Source organism: Streptomyces daghestanicus (assembly GCF_020521275.1).
GTDB classification, from domain to species: domain Bacteria; phylum Actinomycetota; class Actinomycetes; order Streptomycetales; family Streptomycetaceae; genus Streptomyces; species Streptomyces griseoviridis.
In genome coordinates this window covers 1,186,904-1,213,174 of record NZ_BNDX01000016.1, presented here as the reverse complement: position 1 = coordinate 1,213,174, position 26,271 = coordinate 1,186,904, and the positions used below count along the sequence as shown (strand labels likewise).

Here is a 26,271-nt window from a genome sequence, read left to right as displayed (position 1 = left end):
AGACGGCGCGGTGCCGGTTACGTTCTGGGGATGGAGAACATACTCCGCCCGCTGACCGTGGTCGGCGGCTCGGTCCTGTTGACCCTGGTCATCGGCTGGGCCACCGACCTGTTGCTGCGCAAGGCCGACGGACGGCACCCGGAGACGCCCCTCTGGGGGCTGCTGCGCCGCGCGCGCATCCCCTACCAGCTGCTGCTCTGCGCGGCGCTGCTGAGAGGCTCGTACATCGAGGCCCGGGTCTTCCCCGCGCACCGGGGCCTGATCGGGCACATCCTCACCCTGGTGCTGATCGGGTCGGCCGCCTGGCTGGTGGTCCGGATCGCCGCGGCGATCGTGGAGACGTCGTACACCAGTTACGCCCACGCCCGCGCGCAGCGCGATCCCGCCCGGGTGCGCCGGGTGCGCACCCAGGTGTCGCTGATCATGCGCGTGGTCTCCGCGGTGGTCGGCGTGGTGGCGGTCTCCTCGATGCTGCTGACCTTCCAGGAGATGCGCACCGCCGGCGCCTCGCTGCTGGCCTCGGCCGGTGTGCTGGGCATCGTCGCCGGCATCGCCGCGCAGTCCACGCTGAGCAACATGTTCGCCGGCTTCCAGATCGCCTTCGGCGACATGGTCCGCATCGGGGACACGGTGGTGGTCGACGGCGAGTGGGGCACGGTCGAGGAGGTCACGCTGACCTTCCTGACCGTACGCACCTGGGACGAGCGCCGGATCACCATGCCGGTGTCGTACTTCACCTCCAAGCCGTTCGAGAACTGGTCGCGGGGCACCCCGCAGATGACCGGCACCGTCTTCTGGTACGTCGACCACTCGGCGCCGGTGGACGCCATGCGCGAGCGGCTCCGCGACATCCTGCGGTCCTGCCCGGCCTGGGACGGCCGGGCCTACAACCTGACCGTCACCGACACCACCCCCAACACCATGCAGGTGCGGGCGCTGGTGACGGCGAAGGACGCGGACGACATCTGGACGGTACGGGTGGAGGTGCGCGAGCGGATGATCCGCTGGCTGGCCGACGAGCACCCCTACGCGCTGCCCCGCGTCAACACCGCCGACGCCGCTCTGCCGCCCGGCCGGGACCGGCTGCGCAAGCACTCCCCGGACGGCGCGGCGCGCCGCGTCCCGTACCAGCCGGTGCGGGGGACGCCGCACTGAGCGGGGGGGGGCGCTCACCGCAGGCTGCGGACGTCGAGGTGGCGCAGGACCCGGTCGACGATCTCCGGATCGGCGCCGGGTTCGCTGCGTGCCGCCAGCACCTCGTGCCGGGCGGCGCTCAGCATCTCGCCCTGGATGCGGCGGACCCGCTTGATCCGCCGCGCCCGCTGCTCCTGGGCCTCGCGCCGCTCCTCGTCGCCGATCTCCGGGCTGATCCGCACCCCGATGTCGAAGGCCCGGCGCAGCATCTGCTCGGTCAGCTCCTCGGGGAGTTCCTCGACCGCCTCGATCTCCCGCAGCCGCTGCCGGGCCGCCTTGGCCGCGCGCCGGGCGAGGGTCCGCTCGAACTCCTTCTCCTGCTCGGTGTCGGCCCGCACGTGGAGCCGCCCGACCAGCCAGGGCAGGGTCAGTCCCTGCAGCAGCAGGGTCACCAGGATCACCCCGAACGCGATGAAGATGAGTTCCTCGCGGTGCGGGAAGGGCGAGCCGTCCTCCGTCCGGAGCGGGATGGCCAGCGCCAGCGCCACCGAGGCCACGCCGCGCATCCCCGCCCACCACATGACGACGGTCTCCCGCAGGCTCATCGGGATGTCCTCGTCCTGGTCGCGCCGGGCGTGCAGCCGTTTGGTCAGCCAGGTCGCCGGCAGCAGCCACAGCAGCCGCACCAGGATCACCACGCCCACCACGGCCCCGGCCCAGCCCAGCAGCTCGCCCCAGTGGCCGGACGCGGTCCGTACCGCGTTGTGCAGCTCCAGGCCGATCAGCCCGAAGGCGACCCCGGTGACCAGCGTGTCGACGACGTCCCAGACGGTGTGCCCGGCGAGCCGGGTCAGCACGTCGTCGGCGTCGGAGGCGTACTCGGCGAGGAACATCGCGGTGGTGAGCACGGCCAGCACCCCGGAGCCGTGCAGTTCCTCGGCGAGCACGTAGGAGGCGTACGGCACCAGCAGCGTCAGCCCGATCTGGAGCGTGGCGTCCCCGAGCAGGTCGAGGAGCCGGTTGGCGCCCCAGCCGAGGGCGAGGCCGACGGCGACGGCGACCACCGCGGACAGCACCAGGTCGAGCCCGGCCGACCAGGGCGAGAAGGTGCCGCCGACGGCCGCGGCGATGGCGACGTGGTAGAGCACGATGGCCGTCACGTCGTTGAACAGCCCCTCGCCCTCCAGGATGGACACCAGCCGGCGCGGCAGCCCGAGCTGTCCGGCGACGGCGGTGGCGGCGACCGGGTCGGGCGGCGCGACCAGCGCCCCGAGCGCGAAGGCGGCGGCCAGGCCGAGCCCCGGCACGATGGCGTGGGCCACGGCGGCCACGCAGGTCATGGTGACGAAGACCAGCGCGACGGCGAGCAGGAAGATGGGCCGCTTGTTGGCCGCGAACTGCCGCCAGGAGGTGCGCCGCACCGCCGCGTACAGCAGCGGCGGCAGCAGGGCGGGCAGGATCAGGTCCGGCGGGATGTCGACATTGGGCACGAAGTCGAGCAGGGCCAGGACCATGCCGAGCACCGTCATCAGCACCGGCGCCGGGAGCTTGAGCCGGTCACCGACCGGCACGCTCAGCAGGGCCCCGAGCAACAGCACGAACAACAGGGCCAACTGATCCACAATCAGCGCTCCGGGGGGTCTCGGCGATCACTGGACAGGCTTCCAGCCTGCCACTTCACCTGCCCCGTCAGCCTCCGGAGAAGCTGTGGGTCACAGCACGCGTCGCATCGCGCGGTGCGGGATGCCCGCGTCCGGGAACTCCGGCCCGTACGCCGTGTAGCCGAGCCGCTCGTAGAAACCGAGGGCGTGGGTCTGGGCGTGCAGGTCGACCGCGGTGAGCCCGCGCGCCCGCGCGGCCTCCTCGATCGCCCGCACCAGCGCGGCCCCGACGCCCAGCCCGCGGGCCGCCCGGGTCACGGCGAGCCGCCCCAGCGAGCCCACGCCCCGGTCGCCGCCGGTCTTCCCGGCCGCCGCCTCGCCGTACAGCAGCCGCCCGGTGCCGAGCGGCACGCCGTCCTCGCGGACCGCCAGGACGTGCACGGCGACGGCGTCGTACGCGTCGTACTCGATCTCCTCGTCGACGCCCTGCTCGGCGACGAAGACCTCCTTGCGCACCGCGAAGCACGCCTCGCGGTCGGCGGGGTCCTCGGCGAGGCGCACCTCGTGGCCCGGACTCATGCGTAGGTCTCCTCCCTGACCCGGTCCAGGGCCTGCTGGAGGTCGTCCGGGTAGTCGCTGGCGTACTCCACCCAGTCGCCGGTGCCGGGGTGCTCGAAGCCGAGCCGGACGGCGTGCAGCCACTGCCTGCTCAGGCCCAGCCGCTTGGCGAGGGTGGGGTCGGCGCCGTAGGTCAGGTCGCCGGCGCAGGGGTGGCGGTGGGCCGCCATGTGGACGCGGATCTGGTGGGTGCGGCCGGTCTCCAGCTTCACGTCGAGCAGGGACGCGGCGCGGAACGCCTCGATCAGGTCGTAGTGCGTCACCGAGGGCTTGCCGTCCGCGGTGACCGCCCACTTGTAGTCGTGCTGCGGGTGACGGCCGATGGGGGCGTCGATGGTGCCGCTGGTCGGGTCCGGATGGCCCTGCACCAGCGTGTGGTAGCGCTTGTCGACCGTGCGCTCCTTGAACTGCCGCTTGAGCGAGGTGTAGGCCCGCTCGGACTTGGCGACCGCCATCAGGCCGGAGGTGCCCACGTCCAGGCGGTGCACGATGCCCTGCCGCTCGGCCGCCCCGGACGTCGAGATCCGGTACCCGGCGGCGGCGAGCCCGCCGATCACGGTCGGGCCGGTCCAGCCGGGCGACGGATGGGCGGCGACCCCGACCGGCTTCACGATGACGACCACGTCCTCGTCGTCATGGACGATCTCCATGCCCTCGACCGGCTCGGCGACGACCTGCACCGGCGCCGGCGCCGGCGGCATCTCGACCTCCAGCCAGGCCCCGCCGCGCACCCGCTCCGACTTGCCGACCACCGAGCCGTCGACCGCCACCTTCCCCGCCGCCGCCAGCTCGGCGGCCTTGGTACGGGAGAAGCCGAACATGCGGGAGATGGCGGCGTCGACGCGCTCGCCCTCCAGGCCGTCGGGCACGGGCAGGGTACGGATCTCGGGAAGCGTGCTCACTCGGTCGAGTATGCCGGACGGCGCCGACACCGCCGTACGCGCGCTCAGTCCTTGTGGACGGTCCCGTCCGGGTCCAGCCCCCGGAAGGAGAGCAGCACGATCAGGATGCCGCCGCACACGATCGCCGAGTCGGCGAGGTTGAAGACCGCGAAGTGCTTGGGCGCGATGAAGTCGACCACCGCGCCCTCGAAGACGCCGGGCGCGCGGAAGATCCGGTCGGTGAGGTTGCCGAGGGCGCCGCCGAGCAGCAGGCCGAGCGCGATCGCCCAGGGCAGGCTGTAGAGCTTGCGGGCGAGCCGGGCGATCACGACGATCACGGTCGCCGCGATCACCGTGAAGATCACGGTGAAGGCCTCGCCGATGCCGAAGGCGGCCCCCGCGTTGCGGATCGCCTCGAACCGCAGCCAGTCCCCGACGATCTCGACCGGCTCGTGGTGCTCCAGCTTCGCCACCACGATCATCTTGCTGACCAGGTCCAGCGCGTACGCCAGGACCGCCACCGCGAACAGCACGGCGATCCGGCGCCTGCCCCGGGGCCGCTCGGCGTCGGCGGTCTCCTGCTGCCCGTCCCCCGGAGCGTCCGGGGTGTCCGGCGTACCGATGATGCGCTCCGCCTCTGCCACGTGAGTCCCTCGACCTAGGTACCTGACTGAGGAAGAGGGTACGGCACCGCCTACCGCCGCTCCGTCTTCTGTTTGCACTCCACGCACAGGGTGGCCCGCGGGAACGCCTGCATCCGGGCCTTGCCGATCGGCTTGCCGCAGTTCTCGCACAGCCCGTAGGTGCCCGCGTCCAGCAGTTCCAGGGCGTGCTCGGTCTGGGAGAGCATCTCGCGGGCGTTGGCCGCCAGCGCCAGCTCGTGCTCGCGCGTGATGTTCTTCGTGCCGGTGTCCGCCTCGTCGTGACCGGCGCCGTCCCCGGAGTCCCGCATGAGGCCCTGGAGCGCCCGTTCGGAGGAGTCCAGCTCGGCCCGGAGCCGGCTCTCCTCGGACTCGAGCTCCCCGCGGGCCTCCTCGACCTCCTCGGGCGTCCAGGGGTCCTCCCCGGGGCGTACCGCGAGGTCTCCGGGCTCCACCGCACCGCCCCGCGCCTTCGGTACGGCCGTCGTGGCCGCCGTGGCCGTGCCAGGACTCTTCTTCGCAACCACCGTCGTGGCTCCCGTCTGCTCGGCGGCCTCGGCCGCGCCCGCCTTCTCGGCCGTGTTCTTCCCGGCCGTGTCCTTCCGCACCGCGCTCTCCTCGGAAGCGGCCTTCGCCGCCGGCGTCCTCCTCGCCGGCGTGGTCCCCGCCGCGGTCTTCCCCGCCACCGTGCCGCGGCCCCTTCACACATGGTGATCATGCACACGAATCGTGCTGGGACGATAAATCGACTTGAGCCTCGCGGCAACGGGACGCACCGCCCCGGTGGACGAACCTGCATCCGTTGTGCCCAGCTCCCCGGCAGGTATGCCCGACACGGAAACCGGTCGGCCGCTGTCCGCGGGGCGCCGTACACTGGGCGGAGCGAAAAGCGTGGATGGGGACGAGTAGCGGCGTACGCGGCCCAGAGCGACCCGGGGACGGTGGGAGCCCGGGGGCGAGCGCGACGTGAAGATCACCCCGGAGCCGCCGGAAGAAAGCCCCCCTGGGGGCGAGTAGACCCGGCCTCGCGACCCCAATGAGGGGGCTCACCGGCGCACAGGGCGCACGGGAGCCAAGGAGGGTGGTACCGCGGGAGCCCAGCGCTCTCGTCCCTCCGACGGAAGGCAGCACGTCCGCCGGAGGAATCGCGTTGAACACGCCGTCGCAGTACCGCCAGGTACCCGCCCAGGTCGACCTGCCCGCGCTCGAACACGCGGTGCTCGACTTCTGGCGCGAGCAGAAGATCTTCGCCAAGAGCCTGGAGCAGTCCGAGGGCCGCCCCGAATGGGTGTTCTACGAGGGTCCGCCCACCGCCAACGGCATGCCCGGCGCCCACCACATCGAGGCCCGCGTCTTCAAGGACGTCTTCCCCCGTTTCCGCACCATGCGCGGCTACCACGTGGCCCGCAAGGCCGGCTGGGACTGCCACGGCCTGCCCGTGGAGCTGGCGGTCGAGAAGGAGCTGGGCTTCAGCGGCAAGCCGGACATCGAGGCGTACGGCATCGCGGAGTTCAACGCCAAGTGCCGCGAGTCGGTGACCCGGCACACGGACGCCTTCACCGAGCTGACGACCCGCATGGGCTACTGGGTCGACCTGGACGACGCGTACCGCACCATGGACCCCGAGTACGTCGACTCGGTCTGGTGGTCGCTGAAGGAGATCTTCGGCAAGGGCCTGCTGGTCCAGGACCACCGCGTCGCCCCCTGGTGCCCCCGCTGCGGCACGGGCCTGTCCGACCACGAGCTGGCCCAGGGCTACGAGACGGTCGTCGACCCGTCGGTCTACGTCCGCCTCCCGCTCACCTCCGGCCCGCTGGCCGGCGAGGCCGCGCTGCTGATCTGGACGACCACGCCCTGGACGCTGGTCTCCAACACCGCCGTCGCGGCCCACCCCGAGGTCACCTACGTCGTCGCCACCGACGGCGAGGAGAAGCTGGTCGTCGCCGAGCAGCTGGTCGCCAAGGCCCTCGGCGAGGGCTGGGAGACCACCGGCCAGAGCTTCACCGGCGCCGAGATGGAGCGCTGGACGTATCAGCGCCCCTTCGAGCTGGTCGAGTTCCCCGAGCCCGCCCACTTCGTCGTCAACGCCGACTACGTGACGACCGAGGACGGCACCGGTCTCGTCCACCAGTCCCCCGCCTTCGGTGAGGACGACTTCAAGGTCTGCCGTTCCTACGGCCTGCCGGTCGTGAACCCGGTCCGCCCCGACGGCACCTTCGAGGAGGACCTCGCCCTGGTCGGCGGCGTCTTCTTCAAGAAGGCCGACGAGCAGCTCACCGAGGACCTTGCCGGCCGCGGCCTGCTCTTCAGGCACACCCCGTACGAGCACAGCTACCCGCACTGCTGGCGCTGCCACACCGCGCTGCTGTACTACGCGCAGCCGTCCTGGTACATCCGCACCACCCAGATCAAGGACCGCCTCATCGAGGAGAACGAGCGGACCAACTGGTTCCCGGACTCCGTCAAGCACGGCCGCTACGGCGACTGGCTGGACAACAACATCGACTGGGCGCTCTCCCGCAACCGCTACTGGGGCACCCCGCTGCCCATCTGGCGCTGCGAGGACGACCACCTCACCGCCGTCGGCTCCCGCGCGGAACTGACCGAGCTGACCGGCACCGACCAGTCCGGTCTCGACCCGCACCGCCCGTACATCGACGCGGTCACCTTCCCGTGCCCCCGGTGCGAGAAGACGGCCACGCGCGTGCCGGAGGTCATCGACGCCTGGTACGACTCGGGCTCGATGCCGTTCGCGCAGTATGGCTACCCGTACAAGAACAAGGACCTGTTCGAGTCCCGCTACCCGGCCCAGTTCATCAGCGAGGCCATCGACCAGACCCGCGGCTGGTTCTACACGCTGATGGCCGTCGGCACCCTGGTCTTCGACAAGTCCTCGTACGAGAACGTGGTCTGCCTCGGCCACATCCTCGCCGAGGACGGCCGCAAGATGTCCAAGCACCTGGGCAACATCCTCCAGCCGATCCCGCTGATGGACCAGCACGGCGCCGACGCCGTCCGCTGGTTCATGGCGGCCGGCGGCTCCCCCTGGGCGGCCCGCCGGGTCGGCCACGGCACCATCCAGGAGGTCGTCCGCAAGACGCTCCTCACCTACTGGAACACGGTCGCCTTCCAGGCTCTGTACGCCCGCACCACGGGCTGGTCGCCGAGCGAGGCGGACCCGGCCCCGGCCGACCGCCCGGTGCTGGACCGCTGGCTCCTGTCCGAACTGCACGCGCTCACCGACCAGGTCACCCAGGCCCTGGAGGGCTACGACACCCAGCGCGCCGGCAAGCTGCTGTCCGCGTTCGTCGACGACCTCTCCAACTGGTACGTCCGCCGCTCGCGCCGCCGCTTCTGGCAGGGCGACAAGGCGGCGCTGCGCACCCTGCACGAGGTCGTGGAGACGGTCACCAGGCTGATGGCCCCGCTGACCCCGTTCATCACCGAGCGGGTCTGGCAGGACATGATCGTGCCGGTCACCCCGGGCGCCCCGGAGTCCGTGCACCTCTCCGCGTGGCCGGAGGCCGACCTGACGGCCGTCGACCCGGAGCTGTCGAAGCAGATGGTCCTGGTCCGCCGCCTGGTCGAGCTGGGCCGCGCCACCCGCGCGGAGTCCGGCGTCAAGACCCGCCAGCCGCTGCGCCGCGCGCTGATCGCGGCGACCGGCTTCGACACCCTCACCCCCGAACTGCACACGCAGATCACGGAGGAGCTGAACGTCGAGTCGCTCGCCTCGCTGTCCGAGGTCGGCGGCAGCCTGGTCGACACCACCGCCAAGGCCAACTTCCGCGCGCTGGGCAAGCGGTTCGGCAAGCGCGTCCAGGACGTCGCGAAGGCGGTCGCGAACGCGGACGCGGCGGCGCTCTCCCTGGCCCTGCGCGAGGGCACGGCGTCGGTGGAGGTCGACGGCGAGACGATCACCCTCGCTCCCGACGAGGTGATCATCACGGAGACCCCGCGCGAGGGCTGGTCGGTCGCCTCCGACTCCGGCGCCACGGTCGCCCTCGACCTGGAGATCACGGAGGAGCTGCGGCGCGCGGGCCTCGCCCGGGACGCGATCCGCCTGATCCAGGAGGCCCGCAAGAACAGCGGTCTGGACGTCGCCGACCGCATCGTCCTGCGCTGGACGGCCACGGACCCGGCGACCGTCGCCGCCCTGACCACCCACGCGTCCCTGATCGCCGACGAGGTCCTGGCCACGGACTTCGCCGAGGGCGAGCCGGAAACCGGGTACGGAGACGCCTTCACGGACGAGGGCCTGACCCTGGCCTTCCAGCTCCGCAAGGCATAACCACCGCTCCCCGAGGCCCGGCTCCCTGTGCGGGGAGCCGGGCCTTCGCGCACCCGCCCTGCGGCGCCGTGCTCGCCCCGATCCGCTGGCATACGTGCCTCCCCCCGTGCCTGACCGGCCGGGGAGGTACCCCCAGGGCGGCACGGGCGGGCGCGGCCGGCACCCCGCCCCGCCGGGCCGCGCCCCCAGCCCCCGCCGACGCCCCGTACCCAACAAAAGAGGCGGACCCCGGGTCAAAACCCAGGGCCCGCCCTGAACGCCGCCGACTACAACGCCGTACTAACGCTCAGCACCGCTCAGTTGTCATCCTCGTCGATGAGGAAACCGCGCATCGGCGACGGCGCCTGCCCCATCGGCGAAGGCCCCTGCGGCCGCACCGGCGCCATCGGCTGCGTCATCGCCGGCGACATCTGCTGCTGCGAGCCGTACGACGGACCGGACGACCCGCCCGGACCACTGCCCATGGACTGGTTGCCGCCGTAGGACGGGGCGCTCGCGCCGGCCGGTGCCATCGAGGGCGCCGGGGACGGCGGGAGGGAAGCCGTCGCGGGCGTCCGCGGCGGGGCCAGCGAGTCGTCGGCCTGGGTCTCCAGCTGACGCAGCTGCGACTCCAGGTAGGACTTCAGCCGCGTGCGGTACTCGCGCTCGAAGCCGCGCAGGTCCTCGACCTTGCGCTCCAGCGTGGCGCGGGCGGACTCCAGGGAGCCCATCGCGACGCGGTGCTTCTCCTGCGCGTCCCGCTCCAGGGCGTCGGCCTTGGCACGGGCGTCCCGCTCCAGGCCCTCGGCCCGCGAACGCGCCTCGCCGACGATCTTGTTGGCCTCGGACCGGGCCTCGGCGATCGCCTGGTCGGCGGTCTGCTGGGCCAGCGACAGGACGCGCGCGGCGCTGTCGCCGCCCGGGCCGCCCTGGCCGGGCATGCCGGGACCGCCGTGACCCTGCGGACCGCCCATGGGGCCGCCCATCGGGCCGGGGCCCATCTGTCCCTGCATCGGACCCGGGCCCTGGCCCTGGCCCATCGGCCCCGGACCCTGGCCCATCGGACCGGGGCCCTGCGGGCCGCCCTGACCGCCGGGACCGGCGGGCAGTTGCGGGGCACCGCTCGGCAGCTGGGGCGGGCCTCCCATGGGGCCGCCCATCTGCTGCTGCGGCGGGCCCGATATGCCGGCGGGTACGGGAGCACCCGGACCGCGCATGCCCTGCTGGGGCATCCCGCCCTGCTGAGGCATCCCGCCCTGCTGGGGCATGCCGCCCTGCTGAGGCATCCCGCCCTGCTGGGGCATGCCACCCTGCTGCTGATCCTGCTGCTCCGGGGGCTTGCGCATGTTCTGCTGGTTCTGCGCGGCCGCGCGCGTGGCAGCGGCCAGCTTGGCGCGCAGGTCCTCGTTCTCGCGGAGCAGACGGGTCAGTTCGGCTTCGACCTCGTCGAGGAAGGCATCGACCTCGTCCTCGTCATAGCCTTCTCGGAGGCGGACGGTCGTGAACTGCTTGTTCCGCACGTCCTCGGGGGTCAACGGCATCTCTTCACCTCAACGTAGTCGTCGGCATTCGGCAAGCCCGTATCTCTCTCATCGCTCACAGCCGGCTCACGATCGAGATCAGGATGTAGACGATGATCATCAGTACGAAGAAGGACAGGTCGAGCGCCACGCCCCCGAGACGCAGCGGCGGGATGACCCGCCGCAGAAGCTTCAACGGTGGATCGGTGACAGTGTAGGTGGCCTCCAGTACGACCACCATCGCCTTGCCGGGTTGCCACGAGCGGGCGAACTGGAAGACGTAGTCCATGACCAACCGGAAGATCAGCACGATGAGGAAGCACATCAGCGCGATGTAGACGACATCCAGGACCACGCTCATGACCCTTGCTTCCCTCTCCCCTGACCCATCTCACCGGTGCTACGTCTCAGCTCTGGTTGAAGAACCCGCCCTCTGCGATGCGGGCCTTGTCCTCCGCCGTGACATCGACGTTAGCAGGAGACAGCAGGAACACCTTCTGCGTCACCCGCTCGATACTGCCGTGGAGACCAAACACCAGACCGGCAGCGAAGTCGACAAGTCGCTTCGCGTCCGTGTCATCCATCTCGGTCAGATTCATGATCACCGGCGTGCCCTCACGGAAGTGTTCCCCGATGGTACGGGCCTCGTTGTAGGTCCGCGGGTGGAGTGTGGTGATCCGGTAGGGCTCTCGTTCGGACACGACCTTGGGCATGATGACCGGTGCGCTCTTTTCCAGGCTTGCGCGTTCTTGTGTGATGGATGCCACGGGCGCGATCCGGGCGGGTCGCGACGATTCCGCGGCCGGCGAAGCGGACCGGGCCACCGGCTCGCGAGGCGCGGGCGGTTGAACGACTCGTACCTCTTCGTCCCTTTGTGACTGATGTGAACCATGCCCCTGATGTGCCGGTTCATGCCTCCGGTGATCCCGTTCGGGTTCCGGGTCGAGTTCAGGTTCGAAGTCGTCGTCGGGGTCGAACCCCCGGCCGTCGTACCCATCGTCCTCCACGAGGCCGAGGTAGACCGCCATCTTGCGCATCGCGCCGGCCATGCTCTGAGTCCTCCGCTCTGTGGTGGATCTGCTGACGACTGCCACATGCCCGCGATCCACGAGGTCGTTGCTTCCGCCTTTCGGCGGTAATGACCATATTTTCTGCTGTGGTCCGACTTCTTGGCGACGTTACCCGAGCCTGGGTCGGACGCCGAGTACCGCGGTACCGACGCGCACATGTGTCGCTCCGGCGGCCACGGCCTGTTCGAGGTCCGCACTCATCCCTGCCGAGACCATGGTCGCAGTCGGATGGGACCGGCGCAGGTGGGTCGACAAATCCATGAGCCGCTCGAAAGCGGCCTCTTGGCGTCCGGCGTACTCCCCGGTCAGCGGGGCCACCGTCATCAGTCCGTCGAGCCGGAGCCCCGGCGCCCCGGCGACGAGGTCGGCCAACTCCCCGATCCCGTCGGGAGCCACACCGCCCCGCTCCCCCCGCCCGTTCGCTCCCGCATCGAGTGCGACCTGGACGAGGCAGCCCAGTTCACGTCCGGCCCGCTCCGCCTCCTTGGACAGGGCGGTGACCAGCCGGGCACGGTCGACGGACTGCACGAGATCGGCGTAACCGACCACGGATCGTACCTTGTTGGTCTGCAACTGCCCCACGAAGTGCCAGGTGAGCGGCAGATCCGCGCACGCGGCGGCCTTCGGGGCCGCGTCCTGGTCCCGGTTCTCCGCGACATGCCGGACACCCAGCTCCGCCAAAGTACGCACATCGCTCGCCGGATAGGTCTTGGTGACCACGATCAGGGTCACCTCCTCGCGGTCCCGGCCGGCGGCGGCGCACGCGGCGGCGATGCGCTCCTCCACCTTGGCGAGGTTCGCGGCGAGTTCGTCCTTACGCTCCGTCATGCCCCATCAGCCCAGCCATACATAGCCCGCGAGCCGCCCGGTGGTGCGGTCCCGTCGGTACGAGAAGTGATCCTTCGACTCCAGCGTGCACACCGGCGACTGCTCCCGTGCGCGTACCCCGAGCCGTTCGAGTTGCGCGTGCACACCGGCGGCCACGTCGACCGCCGGCGTGCCCCAGCTGGTGACGGCGTACGCCGCCGGTTCGACGGCGGCCACCTCGGCGCGCATCGCCTCCGGCACCTCGTAGCACCGGCCGCACACCGAGGGTCCGGTGCGGGCGACGATCCGGGCGGGGTCGGCGCCGAATTCCGTCATGGCGCGTACGGCGGCGGGGACGACCCCGGCGATCATGCCGGGCCGGCCCGCGTGCGCGGCGGCGACGACCCCGGCGGCCGGGTCGGCCAGCAGCACCGGCACGCAGTCGGCGGTGAGGACCGCGAGGGCGAGGCCGCGCTCGGCGGTGACGAGCGCGTCGGTCTCGGGCACCGGCCGGGCGCCCCAGGGGGCGTCCACCACTTCGACGCCGGCGCCGTGCACCTGGTTCATCCAGACCACCCGGCCGGGGTCGAGCCCGAGCGACGCGGCCGCCCGTTCCCGGTTGGTCCGTACGGCGTCGGGGTCGTCACCGACCGCGCCGCCGAGGTTGAGCTCCTCGTACGGAACGGCGCTCACCCCGCCCCACCGGTCGGTGAAGGCGAAGTGCGCGCCGTTCGCGGTATCGCGCTGTGCTGTCACTTCAAGAAGTCCGGCACGTCCAGTTCCTCGGCCGCGCTGTCCGAGTAGGTGCGGGACGGCGGGACCGGCGGCGGGGTGACCGGCGGCAGGTCGCTGACCGGCTCCGGCGCGACCGGCTCCGGCTCCTCCTTCGGCTTGACGCTGCCGAGTCCGCTGAAGGACGGGCGGCTCTCCGGCTGCCGGGCCGGCGGGGCGGGCTGCTCGTCGCGCTTGGCCGAGGCCGCGCCGAGCACGGTGTCCCGCTTGGCGGGCGGCTGACCGCCGTCGAAGCCGGCCGCGATGACCGTGACCCGGACCTCGTCACCGAGGGCGTCGTCGATGACGGCGCCGAAGATGATGTTGGCCTCGGGGTGGGCGGCCTCGCTGACCAGCTGGGCGGCCTCGTTGATCTCGAACAGGCCGAGGTCGGAGCCGCCGGAGATGGAGAGCAGGACGCCCCGGGCACCGTCGATGGAGGCTTCGAGCAGCGGCGAGGAGATCGCCATCTCGGCGGCGGCCACCGCGCGGTCGTCGCCGCGGGCGGAGCCGATGCCCATCAGGGCCGAACCGGCCTCGGACATGACCGACTTGACGTCGGCGAAGTCGAGGTTGATCAGGCCGGGGGTGGTGATCAGGTCGGTGATGCCCTGCACACCGGAGAGCAGGACCTGGTCCGCCGACTTGAAGGCGTCGAGGACGGAGACCTGGCGGTCCGAGATGGACAGCAGCCGGTCGTTGGGGATGACGATGAGGGTGTCGACCTCTTCGCGGAGTTCGGCGATGCCGTCCTCGGCCTGGTTGGCCCGGCGCCGTCCCTCGAAGGTGAACGGGCGGGTGACCACGCCGATGGTGAGGGCGCCGAGGGAGCGGGCGATGTTCGCCACCACGGGCGCGCCGCCGGTGCCGGTGCCGCCGCCCTCACCGGCCGTCACGAAGACCATGTCGGCCCCCTTGAGGACCTCCTCGATCTCCTCGCGGTGATCCTCGGCGGCCTTGCGGCCGACGGCCGGGTTGGCTCCGGCGCCGAGTCCGCGGGTGAGTTCACGGCCGACGTCGAGCTTGACGTCGGCGTCGCTCATCAACAGGGCTTGCGCGTCGGTGTTGATGGCGATGAACTCGACGCCCTTGAGACCGACCTCGATCATCCGGTTGATGGCATTGACACCACCGCCGCCGACACCGATGACTTTGATGACTGCGAGGTAGTTCTGCGGTGCTGCCACGTCGAAGGCCTCTCGCCTCGAGTTACGTGTCGTCGGACCGGTGGAGCACTGCTGCTCCGCGGTCCGGCGACTGATGCCGAATGGGACGGTCCGTAGCGCCGACCCGAACCCTAACGCTGAAGTTTAGGGTTACCAGTGTGTCTGTTCCCTGGAGTCTTCCGAACAGGACACTAAGTCGACACGTGGCGCGCGTTCAACGAACACGCCGAACCTCCCGTTTTTCTTTTCACCCTATGTGATCAGCCGTAGCGCTGCCCAACCAGGGTGCTGGCCTGCGTCGACGGGCGTCAACTCCCCGACACCGCAGGGGCGGTGGGAACACTCACGTCGAAGTGCCGCGCGTCGGGCGCGGCTTTCATCAGGGCGGTGAGGGCGCGCGCCTTGTCAGCGCTCTTTTCCGCGCTCCCCCACGCCACGGTCCGCCCCCCGCTCAACTCCAGCGAGATGTCGTCGAAGGAACGCACCGTGACCCGCCGGGCGTCGCGGGTGACCGCGTCCGGGACCCGTCCGGCCACCCGGACCGCCTCCCGGACCAGCCGGTCCTCGCCGAAGCGGCGCAGGCTCGCGGCGGACGAGCCCGAACGGGAGACCGCCAATTCCAGCAGGGGAACGCCTTTGACCGCACGGGAAATCGTGGCGAATCGGACGCCATCCTTGTCCACTTCCCCATACTTTTCTCCGTTTTGCACGAGCAGAACCGGAGTGCGTTCCGTCACTTCCAGGCTGATTCCGGCGGGCCAGGAACGGTCGGCCGCAATCACGTCAATTCGGGGCAATTTCTTCTTCAGCCGGCTCTCGATCGCCTCGGTGTCGACGGAAATGAGCGGCTCCCCGACGGGAACGTCGGCCGCTTCCCGGACCTGAGCGGGCGTCAGGACCCGGGTGCCCGAGACGGAGACCGTCTCCACCCGCAGCCAGTCGGAGCCGTACAGCAGCCAGCCGGCCGCCCCGCCCGTCACGACGACGAGGACGGCCAGGATGACGATCGTACGAATACGTGGGCGGGGTGGCCACAGGCGCCGGGCACGGGACGGGCCGGACGACTCCTGCTGGCGTGCACCGCGTTCGGCGGTGGTCGGTCCGGCCACGCTTCCTGCCCTCCGTCGGGTCGCCTAGCGCTGCGCGCGGGCGGCGCTGATCGCCTCGTAGACCATGCCGACGAGCAGCTCGTCGGCGTCCCGGCGGCCGAACTCGGCGGCGGCGCGGGACATCTCGTACAGCCGGTGCGGGTCGGCGAGGACGGGCAGCACGTTCTGCTGGACCCACTCGGGGGTCAGTTCCGCGTCGTCGACCAGCAGTCCGCCGCCGGCCTTGACCACCGGCTGGGCGTTGAGCCGCTGTTCGCCGTTGCCGATGGGCAGCGGGACGTAGGCGGCGGGGAGCCCGACGGCGGAGAGTTCGGCGACGGTCATCGCGCCCGCGCGGCAGAGCATCATGTCGGCCGCGGCGTACGCGAGGTCCATCCGGTCCAGATAACTTACCGGGATGTACGGGGGCATCCCCGGCATCTGGTGGACCTGCGGCAGTTCGTTCTTCGGGCCGACCGCGTGCAGGATCTGGATGCCCGCCTGCTGGAGCCAGGGCGCGACCTGCTGGACGACCTCGTTGAGCCGGCGGGCGCCCTGTGAGCCGCCGGTGACCAGCAGCGTGGGCAGATTGGGGTCGAGGCCGAACGCCGCGCGGGCCTCGGGGCGGGCGGCGGCCCGGTCCAGGGTGGCGATGGATCGGCGCAGCGGGATGCCGATGTACCGGGAGTTGCGCAGTTTGCTGTCGGGGGTGGAGACGGCGACCTGCGCGGCGTACCGGGAGCCGATCTTGTTGGCCAGGCCGGGGCGGGCGTTGGCCTCGTGGATCACGATCGGCACGCCGAGCCGCTTGGCCGCGAGGTAGCCGGGCAGGGCGACGTACCCGCCGAAGCCGACCACGGCGTCGGCGCGGGTGCGCTCCAGGATCTGCTCGGTCGCCTTGATGGTGCCGCGCAGCCGGCCCGGCACGGTGATCAGCTCGGGCGTGGGCTTGCGCGGCAGGGGTACCGCCGGGATCAGCGCCAGCTCGTACCCGCGCTCGGGTACGAGACGGGTCTCCAGGCCGCGCTCCGTGCCCAGGGCCGTGATGCCCACGGTCGGGTCCTGCCTGCGCAGGGCGTCCGCGAGGGCGAGCGCGGGCTCGATGTGGCCCGCGGTTCCTCCGCCGGCGAGTACGACATGCACCGAAATTCACCGCTCTCCGGACGAGCGCGCCGCGAGGCACGCCGTCGCATCGTGTTCCAACTCCGGGGCCTCCGCTCGGACCCGGTGCCCCCGGTCCCCCGCTTTCTACCAAAGCGAGGTTGCCGCATCGCAAGCGCCGCCCGCGCAGCGGGCTCGTCGCGTGCGAAGGCGATCAGCAGCCCGATGGCGAACATGGTCGGCAGCAGGGCGGAACCCCCGTAGGAGAACAGCGGGAGGGGGACGCCGGCGATCGGCAGCAGTCCGAGGACCGCACCGATGTTGATCACGGCCTGGGCCGTGATCCAGGTGGTCACGCCTCCCGCGGCATACCTGACGAAGGGGTCCTCCGTGCGTCCGGCCACGCGGATACCCGCATAGCCTAGAGCCGCGAAGAGGGCGAGGACGGACAGCGTGCCCGCCAAGCCCAGTTCCTCGCCGGTGACGGCGAAGATGAAGTCGGTGTGCGCCTCGGGGAGTTGGCCCCACTTCTCGACGCTGGCGCCGAGTCCGGAACCGAACAGCCCGCCCGAGGCGAGGGCGTAGATGCCGTGCACCGCCTGCCAGCAGGAGTCGCCGGGGCCGGGGTCGGTCGCGCCGATGCAGGCCAGCCGGGCCATGCGGTTGGGGTTGGTCTTGATGAGGATCACACCGAGCAGCGCGGCGACCGAGAGGACCCCGGCGAACATCCGGGTGGGCGCCCCCGCCAGCCACAGCAGCCCGAAGGCGATGGCGGTCAGGATGATCGCGGTGCCCATGTCCCCGCCGAGCATGATCAGCCCGAGGAGCAGGAAGGCGACCGGGACCAGCGGCACCAGCATGTGCTTCCACTGGGTCAGCAGCCGCTTGTCCTGTTTGCGGGCGAGCAGGTCGGCGCCCCACAGCACCAGGGCGAGCTTGCCGAACTCGCTGGGCTGGAGCTGGAAGGGGCCGCCGACGGAGATCCAGTTCTGGTTGCCGTTGACCGACATCCCTATCCCCGGCACCTGCACCAGGGCCATCAGGAAGACCGCGCCGGCCAGGATCGGATAGGCCAGTGCCCGGTGCAGCTTCACCGGCATCCGCATCGCGGCGAGCAGCAGTACGGTGCCGATCACGGCGGCCAGGAACTGCTTGCGGAAGAAGTACGACCCCGGCAGCGAGAGCTGGAGCGCGGTGATCTGGGAGGCCGAGTAGACCATCACCAGACCGAGCACGGTGATCAGCGCGCTGCCGCCGGCGATCAGGTAGTACGCCGTCAGCGGCCGGTCCCAGGCCCGGCGCAGGCGGGTGTACAGCGCCCGGACGGGGTTCTCGGGGGCCGCGGGCCGCCGGGCGGCGGGCCGTGCGGCGGCCCGCCGCACGGGCGGCCGTCCTCCGGTGCGGCTGCCGGGACTACCGGGCATCGAAGCCTCCGCTGTACGTCGGCCTGGACCGTCCCACGCGTCCCTCCCATGGTCGCCCGGCGCAGGCGGCCGGGTCAGGCGCCGAGTTCGCGAACGGCCTGTGCGAACGCGTCACCGCGCTGGTTGTAGTTGGCGAACATGTCCATGGAGGCGCAGGCCGGGGCCAGCAGCACCGTGTCTCCCGGGCGGGCGAGCCGCCGCGCCTCCTGGACCGCCTGGAGCATCGCCCCAGTGTCGGTCCGGTCGAGGTCGACCACGGGTACTTCCGGTGCGTGTCGCGCCAGGGCTTCGGCGATCAGCGCGCGGTCGGCGCCGATCAGTACGACGCCCCGCAGCCGCCCGGCCGCGCCCGCGACCAGTTCGTCGAAGGTGGCGCCCTTCGCGAGGCCGCCGGCGATCCACACGACCGACCCGTACGCCGCCAAGGACGCCTCGGCGGCATGGGTGTTGGTGGCCTTGGAGTCGTCGACGTACGCCACGCCGTCCACGTCGGCGACGTGCGCGATGCGGTGGGCGTCCGGGGTGAAGGCGCGCAGCCCGTCCCGGACGGCCGCCGCGGGCACCCCGTAGGCGCGGGCGAGGGCGGCGGCGGCCAGCGCGTTGGCGATGTTGTGCGGCGCCGGCGGGTTCACGTCGGCGACCTCGGCCAGCTCCTGGGCGTTCTTCTGCCGGTTCTCGACGAACGCCCGGTCGACCAGGATGCCGTCCACGACGCCGAGTTGGGAGGGTGCCGGAGCGCCGAGGGTGAAGCCGATGGCCCGGCAGCCCTCCTCGACGTCGGCCTCGCGGACGAGGTCCTCGGTGGCCTTGTCGGCCACGTTGTAGACGCAGGCGACCTGGTTGCCCTCGTAGACACTGCCCTTGTCGGCGGCGTACGCGTCCATGGAGCCGTGCCAGTCGAGGTGGTCCGGGGCGAGGTTGAGGACGGCGGCCGAGTGGGCGCGCAGCGAGGGCGCCCAGTGGAGCTGGTAGCTGGACAGCTCCACGGCCAGGACGTCGTACTCCTGCTCGCCGGTGACCGCGTCCAGCAGCGAGACGCCGATGTTGCCGACGGCGGCGGTGCGCAGGCCCGCCGCCCGAAGGATCGACGCGAGCATCCGGACGGTGGTGGTCTTGCCGTTGGTGCCGGTGACGGCGAGCCAGGGGGCGGCGTTCTCGCCCCGCAGCCGCCAGGCCAGTTCGACGTCGCCCCAGACGGGGACGCCGGCCTCCGCGGCCGCCGTGAACAGCGGCTTGGTGGGCTTCCAGCCGGGCGCGGTGACGATGAGGTCGGTGCCCTCGGGCAGGGTGTCGGCGTCCCCGAGGCGCACGGTGACGCCGAGCGCCTCCAATTCCGCCGCCTGCGCCCGCGCGCGCTCGTCCGCGCCGTCGTTGACGACGGTGACGCGCGCACCGAGGCCGTGCAGGACCTTGGCCGCGGGGACCCCGGAGACGCCGAGTCCGGCGACGGTGACGTGCTTGCCCTGGAATTCCGTAGACACCGAGTCGGTCACTTCGTTGCCCATCCCGCGTAGAAGAGGCCCAGTCCGACCATCACACAGATGCCCTGGATGATCCAGAAACGGACCACGACGAGTACTTCGGACCAGCCCTTGAGTTCGAAGTGGTGCTGGAGCGGTGCCATCCGGAAGACGCGCTTGCCGGTCATCTTGAACGAGCCGACCTGGATGACCACGGACATGGTGATCAGGACGAACAGGCCGCCGAGGATGGCCATCAGCAGCTCGGTGCGCGAGCAGATCGCCAGACCCGCCAGCACGCCGCCGAGCGCGAGCGAACCGGTGTCGCCCATGAAGATCTTGGCCGGCGAGGTGTTCCACCACAGGAATCCCAGGCAGGCACCCATCAGCGCGGAGGCCACCACCGCCAGGTCCAGCGGGTCGCGCACCTCGTAGCAGGCGCCCGGGTTGGTCAGCGTGGTGGCGTTGGCGCAGGACTCCTGGAACTGCCAGACGCCGATGAAGGTGTAGGCGCCGAAGACGAGGACGGAGGCGCCGGTGGCGAGGCCGTCCAGACCGTCGGTGAGGTTCACGCCGTTGGACATCGCCAGGATCATGAACAGCGCCCAGACCACGAACAGCACCGGGCCGATCGTCCAGCCGAAGTCGCTGATGAACGACAGCTTGGTGGAGGCCGGGGTGTTGCCGCGGCTGTCTGCGAACTGGAGCGCGAGCACCGCGAAGGCGATGCCGACGATCAGCTGGCCGGCCATCTTCGCCTTGGCCCGCAGACCCAGCGAACGCCGCTTGACGATCTTGATGTAGTCGTCCAGGAAGCCGACCAGGCCCATGCCGACCATCAGGCCGAGCACCAGCAGGCCCGAGAAGGTCGGCGCCGCGTCCGCCTTCGGGTCCAGGTAGCTGGTGATGACCTTGGCCAGGAAGTACGCGGCGACGGTGGCCAGGATGAAGGCGATGCCGCCCATGGTCGGCGTACCGCGCTTGCTGGCGTGCTCGCGCGGGCCGTCGTCGCGGATGTACTGGCCGTAGCCCTTGCGGGCGAGGAGCTTGATCAGCAGCGGGGTGCCGACCAGCGTCAGGAAGAGACCGATGACTCCCGCGAACAGGATCTGCTTCATCATCGGGCAGCGACCTCACCCTCGGTGCCGGTCTCCAGCAGCGCCGTGGCGACCGCCTCCAGACCCACCGACCGGGACGCCTTCACGAGCACGACGTCCCCCGGGCGCAGCTCGCTGCGCAACAGGTCGACCGCCGCCTGTGCGTCGGACACGTGCACCGACTCCTCACCCCACGAACCCTCGTTGTATGCGCCCAGTTGCAGCCATTGGGCTTCCCTGCCCCCGACCGCGACGAGCTTGCTGACGTTGAGCCGGACGGCGAGCCGTCCGACCGCGTCGTGCTCGGCGAGCGCCTCGTCCCCGAGCTCGGCCATCTTGCCGAGCACCGCCCACGTACGGCGTCCCTTGCCCATGGCGGCCAGCGCGCGCAGCGCGGCCTTCATGGACTCGGGGTTCGCGTTGTAGGCGTCGTTGACGACCGTCACGCCGTCCGGGCGCTCGGTGACCTCCATCCGCCAGCGGGAGAGGGAGCCCGCCTCGGAGAGCGCGCGGGCGATCTCGTCTGCGGACATGCCCAACTCGTGGGCGACGGCGGCCGCGGCGAGCGCGTTCGACACGTGGTGCTCACCGTACAGGCGCATCGTCACATCGCTTGCACCGGAGGGTGTGTGAAGCCTGAACGCGGGCTGTCCGGTGTCCGTGAGTCGCACATTCTCGGCGCGTACGTCCGCTTCGTCGGACTCTCCGAAAAAGACCACCTTCGCCTTCGTTCGGGAGGCCATGGCGCGTACATAGGGGTCGTCCGCGTTGAGGACGGCGGTGCCGTCCTCCGGAAGCGCCTCCACGAGTTCGCCCTTGGCCTGCGCGATCTGCTCCCGGCCGCCGAACTCGCCGATGTGCGCGGAGCCGACGTTGAGGACGACTCCTATCCGCGGCGGGGTCAGTCCGGTCAGGTACCGGATGTGGCCGATGCCGCGGGCGCCCATCTCCAGGACGAGGAAACGGGTCTCCTCGGTGGCGGTGAGCGCGGTCAGCGGCAGCCCGATCTCGTTGTTGTGCGAGCCGGGCGTGAACACCGTCGGCGCCTTGCGCCGCAGCACCTGCGCGATGAGGTCCTTGGTGCTGGTCTTGCCCGCCGAGCCGGTGAGCGCGACCAGGGTGGCCCCCAGCCGCCGTACGACGTGCCGGGCGAGGGCGCCGAGGGCGGCCTGGACGTCGTCCACGACGATCGCGGGCACGCCGACGGGCCGGGAGCCGAGGACGGCCACCGCGCCCGAGGCGACGACCGCCGGCGCGAAGTCGTGGCCGTCCACGCGTTCGCCGGCGAAGGCGACGAAGAGACTGCCCGGCCCCGCCTCACGGGAGTCGTGGACGACCGGTCCGGTGACCTCGGCCGACGGATCCGGTATGTCGTGCATCTGCCCGCCGACGACTTCTGCGATCTCGGCGAGGGAGAGGGCGATCACAAGTTCATCCCCTGGATCATGCGGGATTTCATCCCTGGGTCTTCTGGATGGCTTCGCGAAGCACCTGGCGGTCGTCGAAGGGACGCACCACCCCGGCGATGTCCTGCCCCTGCTCGTGGCCCTTGCCCGCGACCAGCACCGTGTCGCCGGGCTCGGCCCGGGCGACGGCGGCGGCGACGGCGGCGGCCCGGTCCTCGAAGACCTGCACCTCGCCGCGCTCGTGGGCGGGCACCGAGGCCGCGCCCTGGAGCATCGTGGCGAGGATCGCGAGGGGGTCCTCGGAGCGGGGGTTGTCGGAGGTCAGTACGGCGGTGTCGGCGTGCCGGGCGGCGGCGGCGCCCATCGGCATCCGCTTGGTGGTGTCCCGGTCGCCGCCGCAGCCGAGGACGACGTGCAGCCTGCCCTCGGTGACCTTGCGCAGCGCCTTGAGGACCGACTCGACCGCGTCGGTCTTGTGCGCGTAGTCGACCACGGCGAGGTACGGCTGCCCGGCGTCCACCCGCTCCAGGCGGCCCGGCACGCCCGGCACCGCGGCGACCCCGTCGGCGGCCGTCTGCGGGTCGAGGCCGGCGGCGGCGAGGGCGGCGATCGCGGCGAGGGTGTTGGCCACGTTGAACGGACCGGCCAGCGGGGAGCGGGCGGTGATCCGCTCGCCCTTGGGGCCGACCGCGGTGAACGTCGAGTCCAGCGGGCCGACCTCGACGTCCTCGGCGCGCCAGTCGGCGTCGGGGTGTCCCTCGGCAGAGTAGGTGACGACGGGGACGGTGGCCTCCTTGGCGAGCCGGCGGCCGTACTCGTCGTCGGTGTTGACCACGCCGAGGCGGCTGCGCCGCGGGGTGAAGAGCTGCGCCTTGGCCTGGAAGTAGTCCTCCATGTCCCGGTGGAACTCCATGTGCTCCGGGCTGAGGTTGGTGAAGACGGCGACGTCGAAGACGCAGCCGTCGACCCGGCCGAGCACCAGGGCGTGGCTGGAGACCTCCATGGCGACCGCCTCGGTGCCGCGCTCGCGCATCACCGCGAACAGCGCCTGCAGGTCGGTGGCCTCGGGGGTGGTCCGCTCGGACTTGATGCGCTCGTCGCCGATGCGCATCTCGACCGTGCCGATCAGACCGGTGGTGCGCGCGGTGCGCAGGCCGCCCTCGACGAGGTAGGCGGTGGTGGTCTTGCCGGAGGTGCCGGTGATGCCGATCTGGAGCAGGTCCCGGCCGGGGTGGCCGTAGACGGTCGCCGCCAGCTCGCCCATCTCCGCGCGCGGGTCCTCGGCCACCAGCACCGGCAGCCCGGTGGCGGCGGCGCGGTCGGCGCCGGCCGGGTCGGTGAGCACGGCGGCGGCACCGAGGCCGGCGGCCTGGGTGACGTAGTCGGCGCCGTGGGTGCGGGCGCCGGGCAGGGCGGCGTACAGGTCACCGGGGCGGACGGCGCGCGAGTCGTGGGTGATGCCCGTGACGGCGGCGTCGCCCTCCGGGGCGGGGACACCCAGCTGACCGGCGAGTTCCGCGAGGGGGGTGGCGGTGACCCGCGCCGGCCGGGGCGGCCCCGGGTAGGCCGCGGGACGGCCCTTCTGGGTGGTTTGGGACTGATCAGGCTGTGGCACGGCGGTGAGCGTACCGGGCGTACCCGCCTGCCCGCGAAGTGAGGTGCGGGGGCCGTTCTGGTTCCCGGGATCGGGGGTGATCGTTGTCACGGGGTGGTTCCTGGTGGCTCGGTCTTGCATCGGGAACGGGTCAGGGGGTGAAGGTGACCGGCAGCTTCGCGGGGCCGGTGCCGGTCGGCGGGACCTGGAGGGTCTTCAGGGCGAACTCCATGACCTGCTTGTAGACGGGGCCGCAGATCTGGCCGCCGAAGTAGCTGCCCTCGGTGGCGTTCTGGATGGCGCAGTAGACGGTGACCCGGGGCTGGTCGGCGGGCGCGAACCCGGCGAAGGACGAGGTGTACCCCTTGTACTGGCCGGTGGCCGGATCCACTCGGTTGGCCGTACCGGTCTTGCCCGCCACCCGGTAGCCGGGGATGCGGGCCTTGGTCCCGGTGCCCTCTTCGTCGTCCACCACCGACTCCAGCATCTGCGACAGCGTCTTCGCGGTCTTCTCGCTGATCACCCGCGTCTTCTTCGGCTTCTTCGCGGGCGTGTACCCGCCTTCGGCGTCCTTCGTGCCCTTCACCAGCGTCGGTTCGATCCGGACGCCGCCGTTGGCGATCGTGGAGTAGACGGAGGCCGCCTGAAGCGCGTTGATGGAGACGCCCTGGCCGAAAGGGATCGTGTACTGCTGCGAGGTGGACCACTGGCCGGGTGCCGCGAGGATGCCCTTGGTCTCGCCGGGGAAGCCGAGGCCGCTGTAGCTGCCGAGGCCGAACTTGCGCAGGTAGGAGTAGAGGACCTGGTTGGCCTCCTTCTGCGTCCTGCCGAGTTCACCGGTGGCGAGGATGGTGCCGATGTTGCTGGACTTGGCGAGCACGCCGTTGAGCGTGAGGTACCAGGTCGGGTGGTCGATGTCGTCCTTGAAGAGCCGGTCGCCGCGGTGCAGCCGGTTGGGGACGGTGACATGGGTGCCGGCGGTGGCGGCCTCCTCCTCCAGTACGGCGGCCATGGACATGACCTTGGCGGTGGAGCCGGGTTCGAAGGCGTCCTGGAGGGCGCCGTTGCCGAGCGCGTCGGGGTCGGCGTGGGCCAGGTCACCGGGGTCGAAGCCGGGCGAGTTGGCCATGGCCAGGATCTCCCCGGTACGGGTGTCCTGCACTATGACGTACCCGCCGTCGGCCCTGGACTTCCTCACCTGCTCGGAGATGGCGTCCTGGGCGGCCCACTGGATGTCCCGGTCGAGGGTCAGCTCGACGTCGCTGCCGGGGACGGCCGGCGTCTCGTTGGCGCCGACGGTGGGGACCTGGTGGCCGCCGGACTGGGCGTAGCGGATCTCGCCGTCCTGGCCGGCCAGCGTCTTGTCCAGCTGCCGTTCCAGACCGCCGCTGCCCTCGCCCTCGACGTTGACCCAGCCGATCACCCCGGCGGCGAGGTCGCCGTTGGGGTAGATCCGCTTGCTGCTGGGGTCGGCGAAGACGCCGGCGAGGACGTTGACGGTGGACCCGTCGGTCTCCGCCTTCTTGGACAGGGCGCTCTTCAGGTCCTGGATCTGGTTCCACTCCTGGGGCGTGCGGGCGCGGGCCAGGCGGACGTAGCGCAGCTGCTCGTTCCCGGGGCGCAGGGTGGCCGCCAGTTCGTCCTCGTCCTCGCCGAGGATCGGGGCGAGCAGCGCCGCCGCCTGTTCCGGGCCGTCGTCGATCCTCAGCTGCTCCCGGGTGAACATCGTCGGGTCGGCGGTGATGTCGTAGGCGTCCACGGTGGTCGCGAGGGCGACGCCGTTGCGGTCGGTGATGCCGCCGCGCGCGGCGGTCAGGGTGTGGACGACGTACCGGTTCAGCTCGGCCTTGGCGGTGTACGTGCTCGCGTCGACGGCCTGCACCTGGAGCAGGCGGACGACGAAGGCGATCAGGACGAGGGCCAGGGCGAACCCGACCAGGCGCAGCCGGGGCCGGGGGCTGCCCAGCCGGAAGGCGCGGGGGGCGGTGCCGCGGGGCGGGCCGGGGCGGCGGGCCGGGCGGGCGCCGGGGCCGGGCCGGCGTCCGCCGCCGCCGGCGCGGGCGGGGTGGCCCGGCCGGGCGGGCCGGGCGGGTCCGGGCACCCGGCGGCGGGGCGGTTGCCTGCCGTAGTCGTCGGACACTTCCGTCACCTGCCGGGGGTCGGGGTCGTCGGGCCGGGGGAGGGCGCGGTGCCCTGGGTGAGCGCCTCGGGGGCGAGGACCAGCGGGGTCGCGGCGGAGGCGGGGCCCGGGGAGCCCTTCACCGTGCCGTCGGGGGCGAGGAAGGCGGGGTCACCGCCGGGGACCATGCCCAGCTCACGGGCGCGGCGCTGGAGGGCCTGCGGGGCGGAGTAGGCGTCGACGTCCCGCTGGAGGGCCTGCTCCTCGTCGGTCAGTTCCTTGGTCTGCTGCTCCAGGTCGTCGAGCTGGAACGATCCCTCGCTCAGCGCGGAGTTGAGCACCAGCAGCCCGATGAGGCCGCCGCCGAGCAGCACGACGACCAGCAGGACGAAGGGCGTCCGGGCCGCCTGCTGTCTGCCGCCGCCGGCCGGGAAGAGCCGGGCGAGCCGGGCGGCCCTGCCCCTCAGTTCCGGTGTGCCTTTCACAGCGCTTCCCCTCCCCGG

General features: G+C 71.6%; 20 protein-coding genes and 2 pseudogenes. 2 read left to right on the top strand and 20 right to left on the bottom strand.

What is annotated here, in order from left to right; translation table 11 throughout:
- Positions 1-30 precede the first annotated feature (30 nt).
- Positions 31-1,155: a mechanosensitive ion channel family protein gene (locus tag Sdagh_RS32130; protein ID WP_189413674.1), complete on the top strand. Its 1,125-nt coding sequence runs from the start codon at positions 31-33 to the stop codon at positions 1,153-1,155.
- 14 nt (positions 1,156-1,169) lie between these two features.
- On the opposite strand, the gene Sdagh_RS32125 is transcribed toward Sdagh_RS32130, so the two are convergent.
- From Sdagh_RS32125 to Sdagh_RS32105, 5 genes and pseudogenes are all read right to left on the bottom strand, one after another.
- Entirely contained in the window at positions 1,170-2,756 is a 1,587-nt protein-coding gene (locus Sdagh_RS32125; RefSeq protein ID WP_189413657.1) for a Na+/H+ antiporter, read from the bottom strand.
- Between the two features lie 90 nt (positions 2,757-2,846).
- Entirely contained in the window at positions 2,847-3,314 is a 468-nt protein-coding gene (locus tag Sdagh_RS32120; protein WP_189413655.1) for a GNAT family N-acetyltransferase, read from the bottom strand.
- On the bottom strand, positions 3,311-4,255 hold the full coding sequence (locus Sdagh_RS32115) for an RluA family pseudouridine synthase (RefSeq protein WP_189413653.1): 945 nt from the start codon (positions 4,253-4,255) through the stop codon (positions 3,311-3,313). Before Sdagh_RS32115 ends, Sdagh_RS32120 begins: the two co-directional genes overlap by 4 nt.
- A gap of 44 nt (positions 4,256-4,299) precedes the next feature.
- On the bottom strand, positions 4,300-4,878 hold the full coding sequence (gene lspA, locus Sdagh_RS32110) for a signal peptidase II (protein ID WP_189413650.1): 579 nt from the start codon (positions 4,876-4,878) through the stop codon (positions 4,300-4,302).
- A gap of 50 nt (positions 4,879-4,928) precedes the next feature.
- Positions 4,929-5,570, bottom strand: a pseudogene (locus Sdagh_RS32105) (TraR/DksA family transcriptional regulator); the annotation flags it as partial.
- A 455-nt stretch (positions 5,571-6,025) separates the two neighbouring features.
- On the opposite strand from Sdagh_RS32105, the gene ileS reads away from it, so the two are divergent.
- Complete coding sequence (gene ileS, locus Sdagh_RS32100; protein WP_189413644.1) at positions 6,026-9,166, top strand: isoleucine--tRNA ligase; 3,141 nt, start codon at positions 6,026-6,028, stop codon at positions 9,164-9,166.
- Between the two features lie 296 nt (positions 9,167-9,462).
- Here the strand turns inward: ileS and Sdagh_RS32095 are convergent, their stop codons facing one another.
- The 15 genes and pseudogenes from Sdagh_RS32095 to ftsL form a co-directional block, all read right to left on the bottom strand.
- Positions 9,463-10,686 carry a DivIVA domain-containing protein gene (locus Sdagh_RS32095; protein ID WP_189413642.1) on the bottom strand — a complete coding sequence of 408 codons (1,224 nt, stop codon included), beginning with the start codon at positions 10,684-10,686 and terminating at the stop codon, positions 9,463-9,465.
- A gap of 55 nt (positions 10,687-10,741) precedes the next feature.
- The gene (locus tag Sdagh_RS32090) at positions 10,742-11,026 is read right to left on the bottom strand and encodes a YggT family protein (RefSeq protein ID WP_030248691.1); all 285 of its coding nucleotides are present in this window, start codon (positions 11,024-11,026) and stop codon (positions 10,742-10,744) included.
- A 46-nt stretch (positions 11,027-11,072) separates the two neighbouring features.
- Positions 11,073-11,714 (bottom strand): cell division protein SepF, encoded by a 642-nt coding sequence (locus Sdagh_RS32085; RefSeq protein ID WP_189413639.1) that lies wholly within the window; start codon positions 11,712-11,714, stop codon positions 11,073-11,075.
- A 129-nt stretch (positions 11,715-11,843) separates the two neighbouring features.
- On the bottom strand, positions 11,844-12,563 hold the full coding sequence (locus tag Sdagh_RS32080) for a YggS family pyridoxal phosphate-dependent enzyme (protein ID WP_189413636.1): 720 nt from the start codon (positions 12,561-12,563) through the stop codon (positions 11,844-11,846).
- 6 nt (positions 12,564-12,569) lie between these two features.
- Positions 12,570-13,298: a peptidoglycan editing factor PgeF gene (gene pgeF / locus Sdagh_RS32075; protein WP_190077358.1), complete on the bottom strand. Its 729-nt coding sequence runs from the start codon at positions 13,296-13,298 to the stop codon at positions 12,570-12,572.
- Positions 13,295-14,500 carry a cell division protein FtsZ gene (gene ftsZ, locus Sdagh_RS32070; RefSeq protein WP_189413631.1) on the bottom strand — a complete coding sequence of 402 codons (1,206 nt, stop codon included), beginning with the start codon at positions 14,498-14,500 and terminating at the stop codon, positions 13,295-13,297. Before ftsZ ends, pgeF begins: the two co-directional genes overlap by 4 nt.
- Positions 14,501-14,787: 287 nt before the next feature.
- On the bottom strand, positions 14,788-15,588 hold the full coding sequence (locus tag Sdagh_RS32065) for a cell division protein FtsQ/DivIB (RefSeq protein ID WP_190077359.1): 801 nt from the start codon (positions 15,586-15,588) through the stop codon (positions 14,788-14,790).
- A 24-nt stretch (positions 15,589-15,612) separates the two neighbouring features.
- On the bottom strand, positions 15,613-16,710 hold the full coding sequence (murG, locus tag Sdagh_RS32060; protein WP_189413625.1) for an undecaprenyldiphospho-muramoylpentapeptide beta-N-acetylglucosaminyltransferase: 1,098 nt from the start codon (positions 16,708-16,710) through the stop codon (positions 15,613-15,615).
- A 6-nt stretch (positions 16,711-16,716) separates the two neighbouring features.
- Positions 16,717-18,092 (bottom strand): annotated as a pseudogene (gene ftsW / locus Sdagh_RS32055) (putative lipid II flippase FtsW).
- A 74-nt stretch (positions 18,093-18,166) separates the two neighbouring features.
- Positions 18,167-19,573 (bottom strand): UDP-N-acetylmuramoyl-L-alanine--D-glutamate ligase, encoded by a 1,407-nt coding sequence (gene murD, locus Sdagh_RS32050; protein ID WP_190077397.1) that lies wholly within the window; start codon positions 19,571-19,573, stop codon positions 18,167-18,169.
- 8 nt (positions 19,574-19,581) lie between these two features.
- A complete protein-coding gene (gene mraY / locus Sdagh_RS32045; protein ID WP_189413824.1) occupies positions 19,582-20,670 on the bottom strand; it encodes a phospho-N-acetylmuramoyl-pentapeptide-transferase in 1,089 nt (362 codons plus the stop codon).
- Positions 20,670-22,076 carry a UDP-N-acetylmuramoyl-tripeptide--D-alanyl-D-alanine ligase gene (locus Sdagh_RS32040; protein WP_189413619.1) on the bottom strand — a complete coding sequence of 469 codons (1,407 nt, stop codon included), beginning with the start codon at positions 22,074-22,076 and terminating at the stop codon, positions 20,670-20,672. The genes mraY and Sdagh_RS32040 overlap by 1 nt, the downstream gene beginning before the upstream one ends.
- Before the next feature lie 28 nt (positions 22,077-22,104).
- Positions 22,105-23,760: a UDP-N-acetylmuramoyl-L-alanyl-D-glutamate--2,6-diaminopimelate ligase gene (locus Sdagh_RS32035; protein WP_226536006.1), complete on the bottom strand. Its 1,656-nt coding sequence runs from the start codon at positions 23,758-23,760 to the stop codon at positions 22,105-22,107.
- Between the two features lie 40 nt (positions 23,761-23,800).
- Positions 23,801-25,798, bottom strand: a complete 1,998-nt coding sequence (locus tag Sdagh_RS32030) for a peptidoglycan D,D-transpeptidase FtsI family protein (RefSeq protein WP_190077360.1) — start codon at positions 25,796-25,798, stop codon at positions 23,801-23,803.
- Positions 25,795-26,253 carry a cell division protein FtsL gene (ftsL, locus tag Sdagh_RS32025; RefSeq protein WP_189413610.1) on the bottom strand — a complete coding sequence of 153 codons (459 nt, stop codon included), beginning with the start codon at positions 26,251-26,253 and terminating at the stop codon, positions 25,795-25,797. The genes Sdagh_RS32030 and ftsL overlap by 4 nt, the downstream gene beginning before the upstream one ends.
- Positions 26,254-26,271 lie beyond the last annotated feature (18 nt).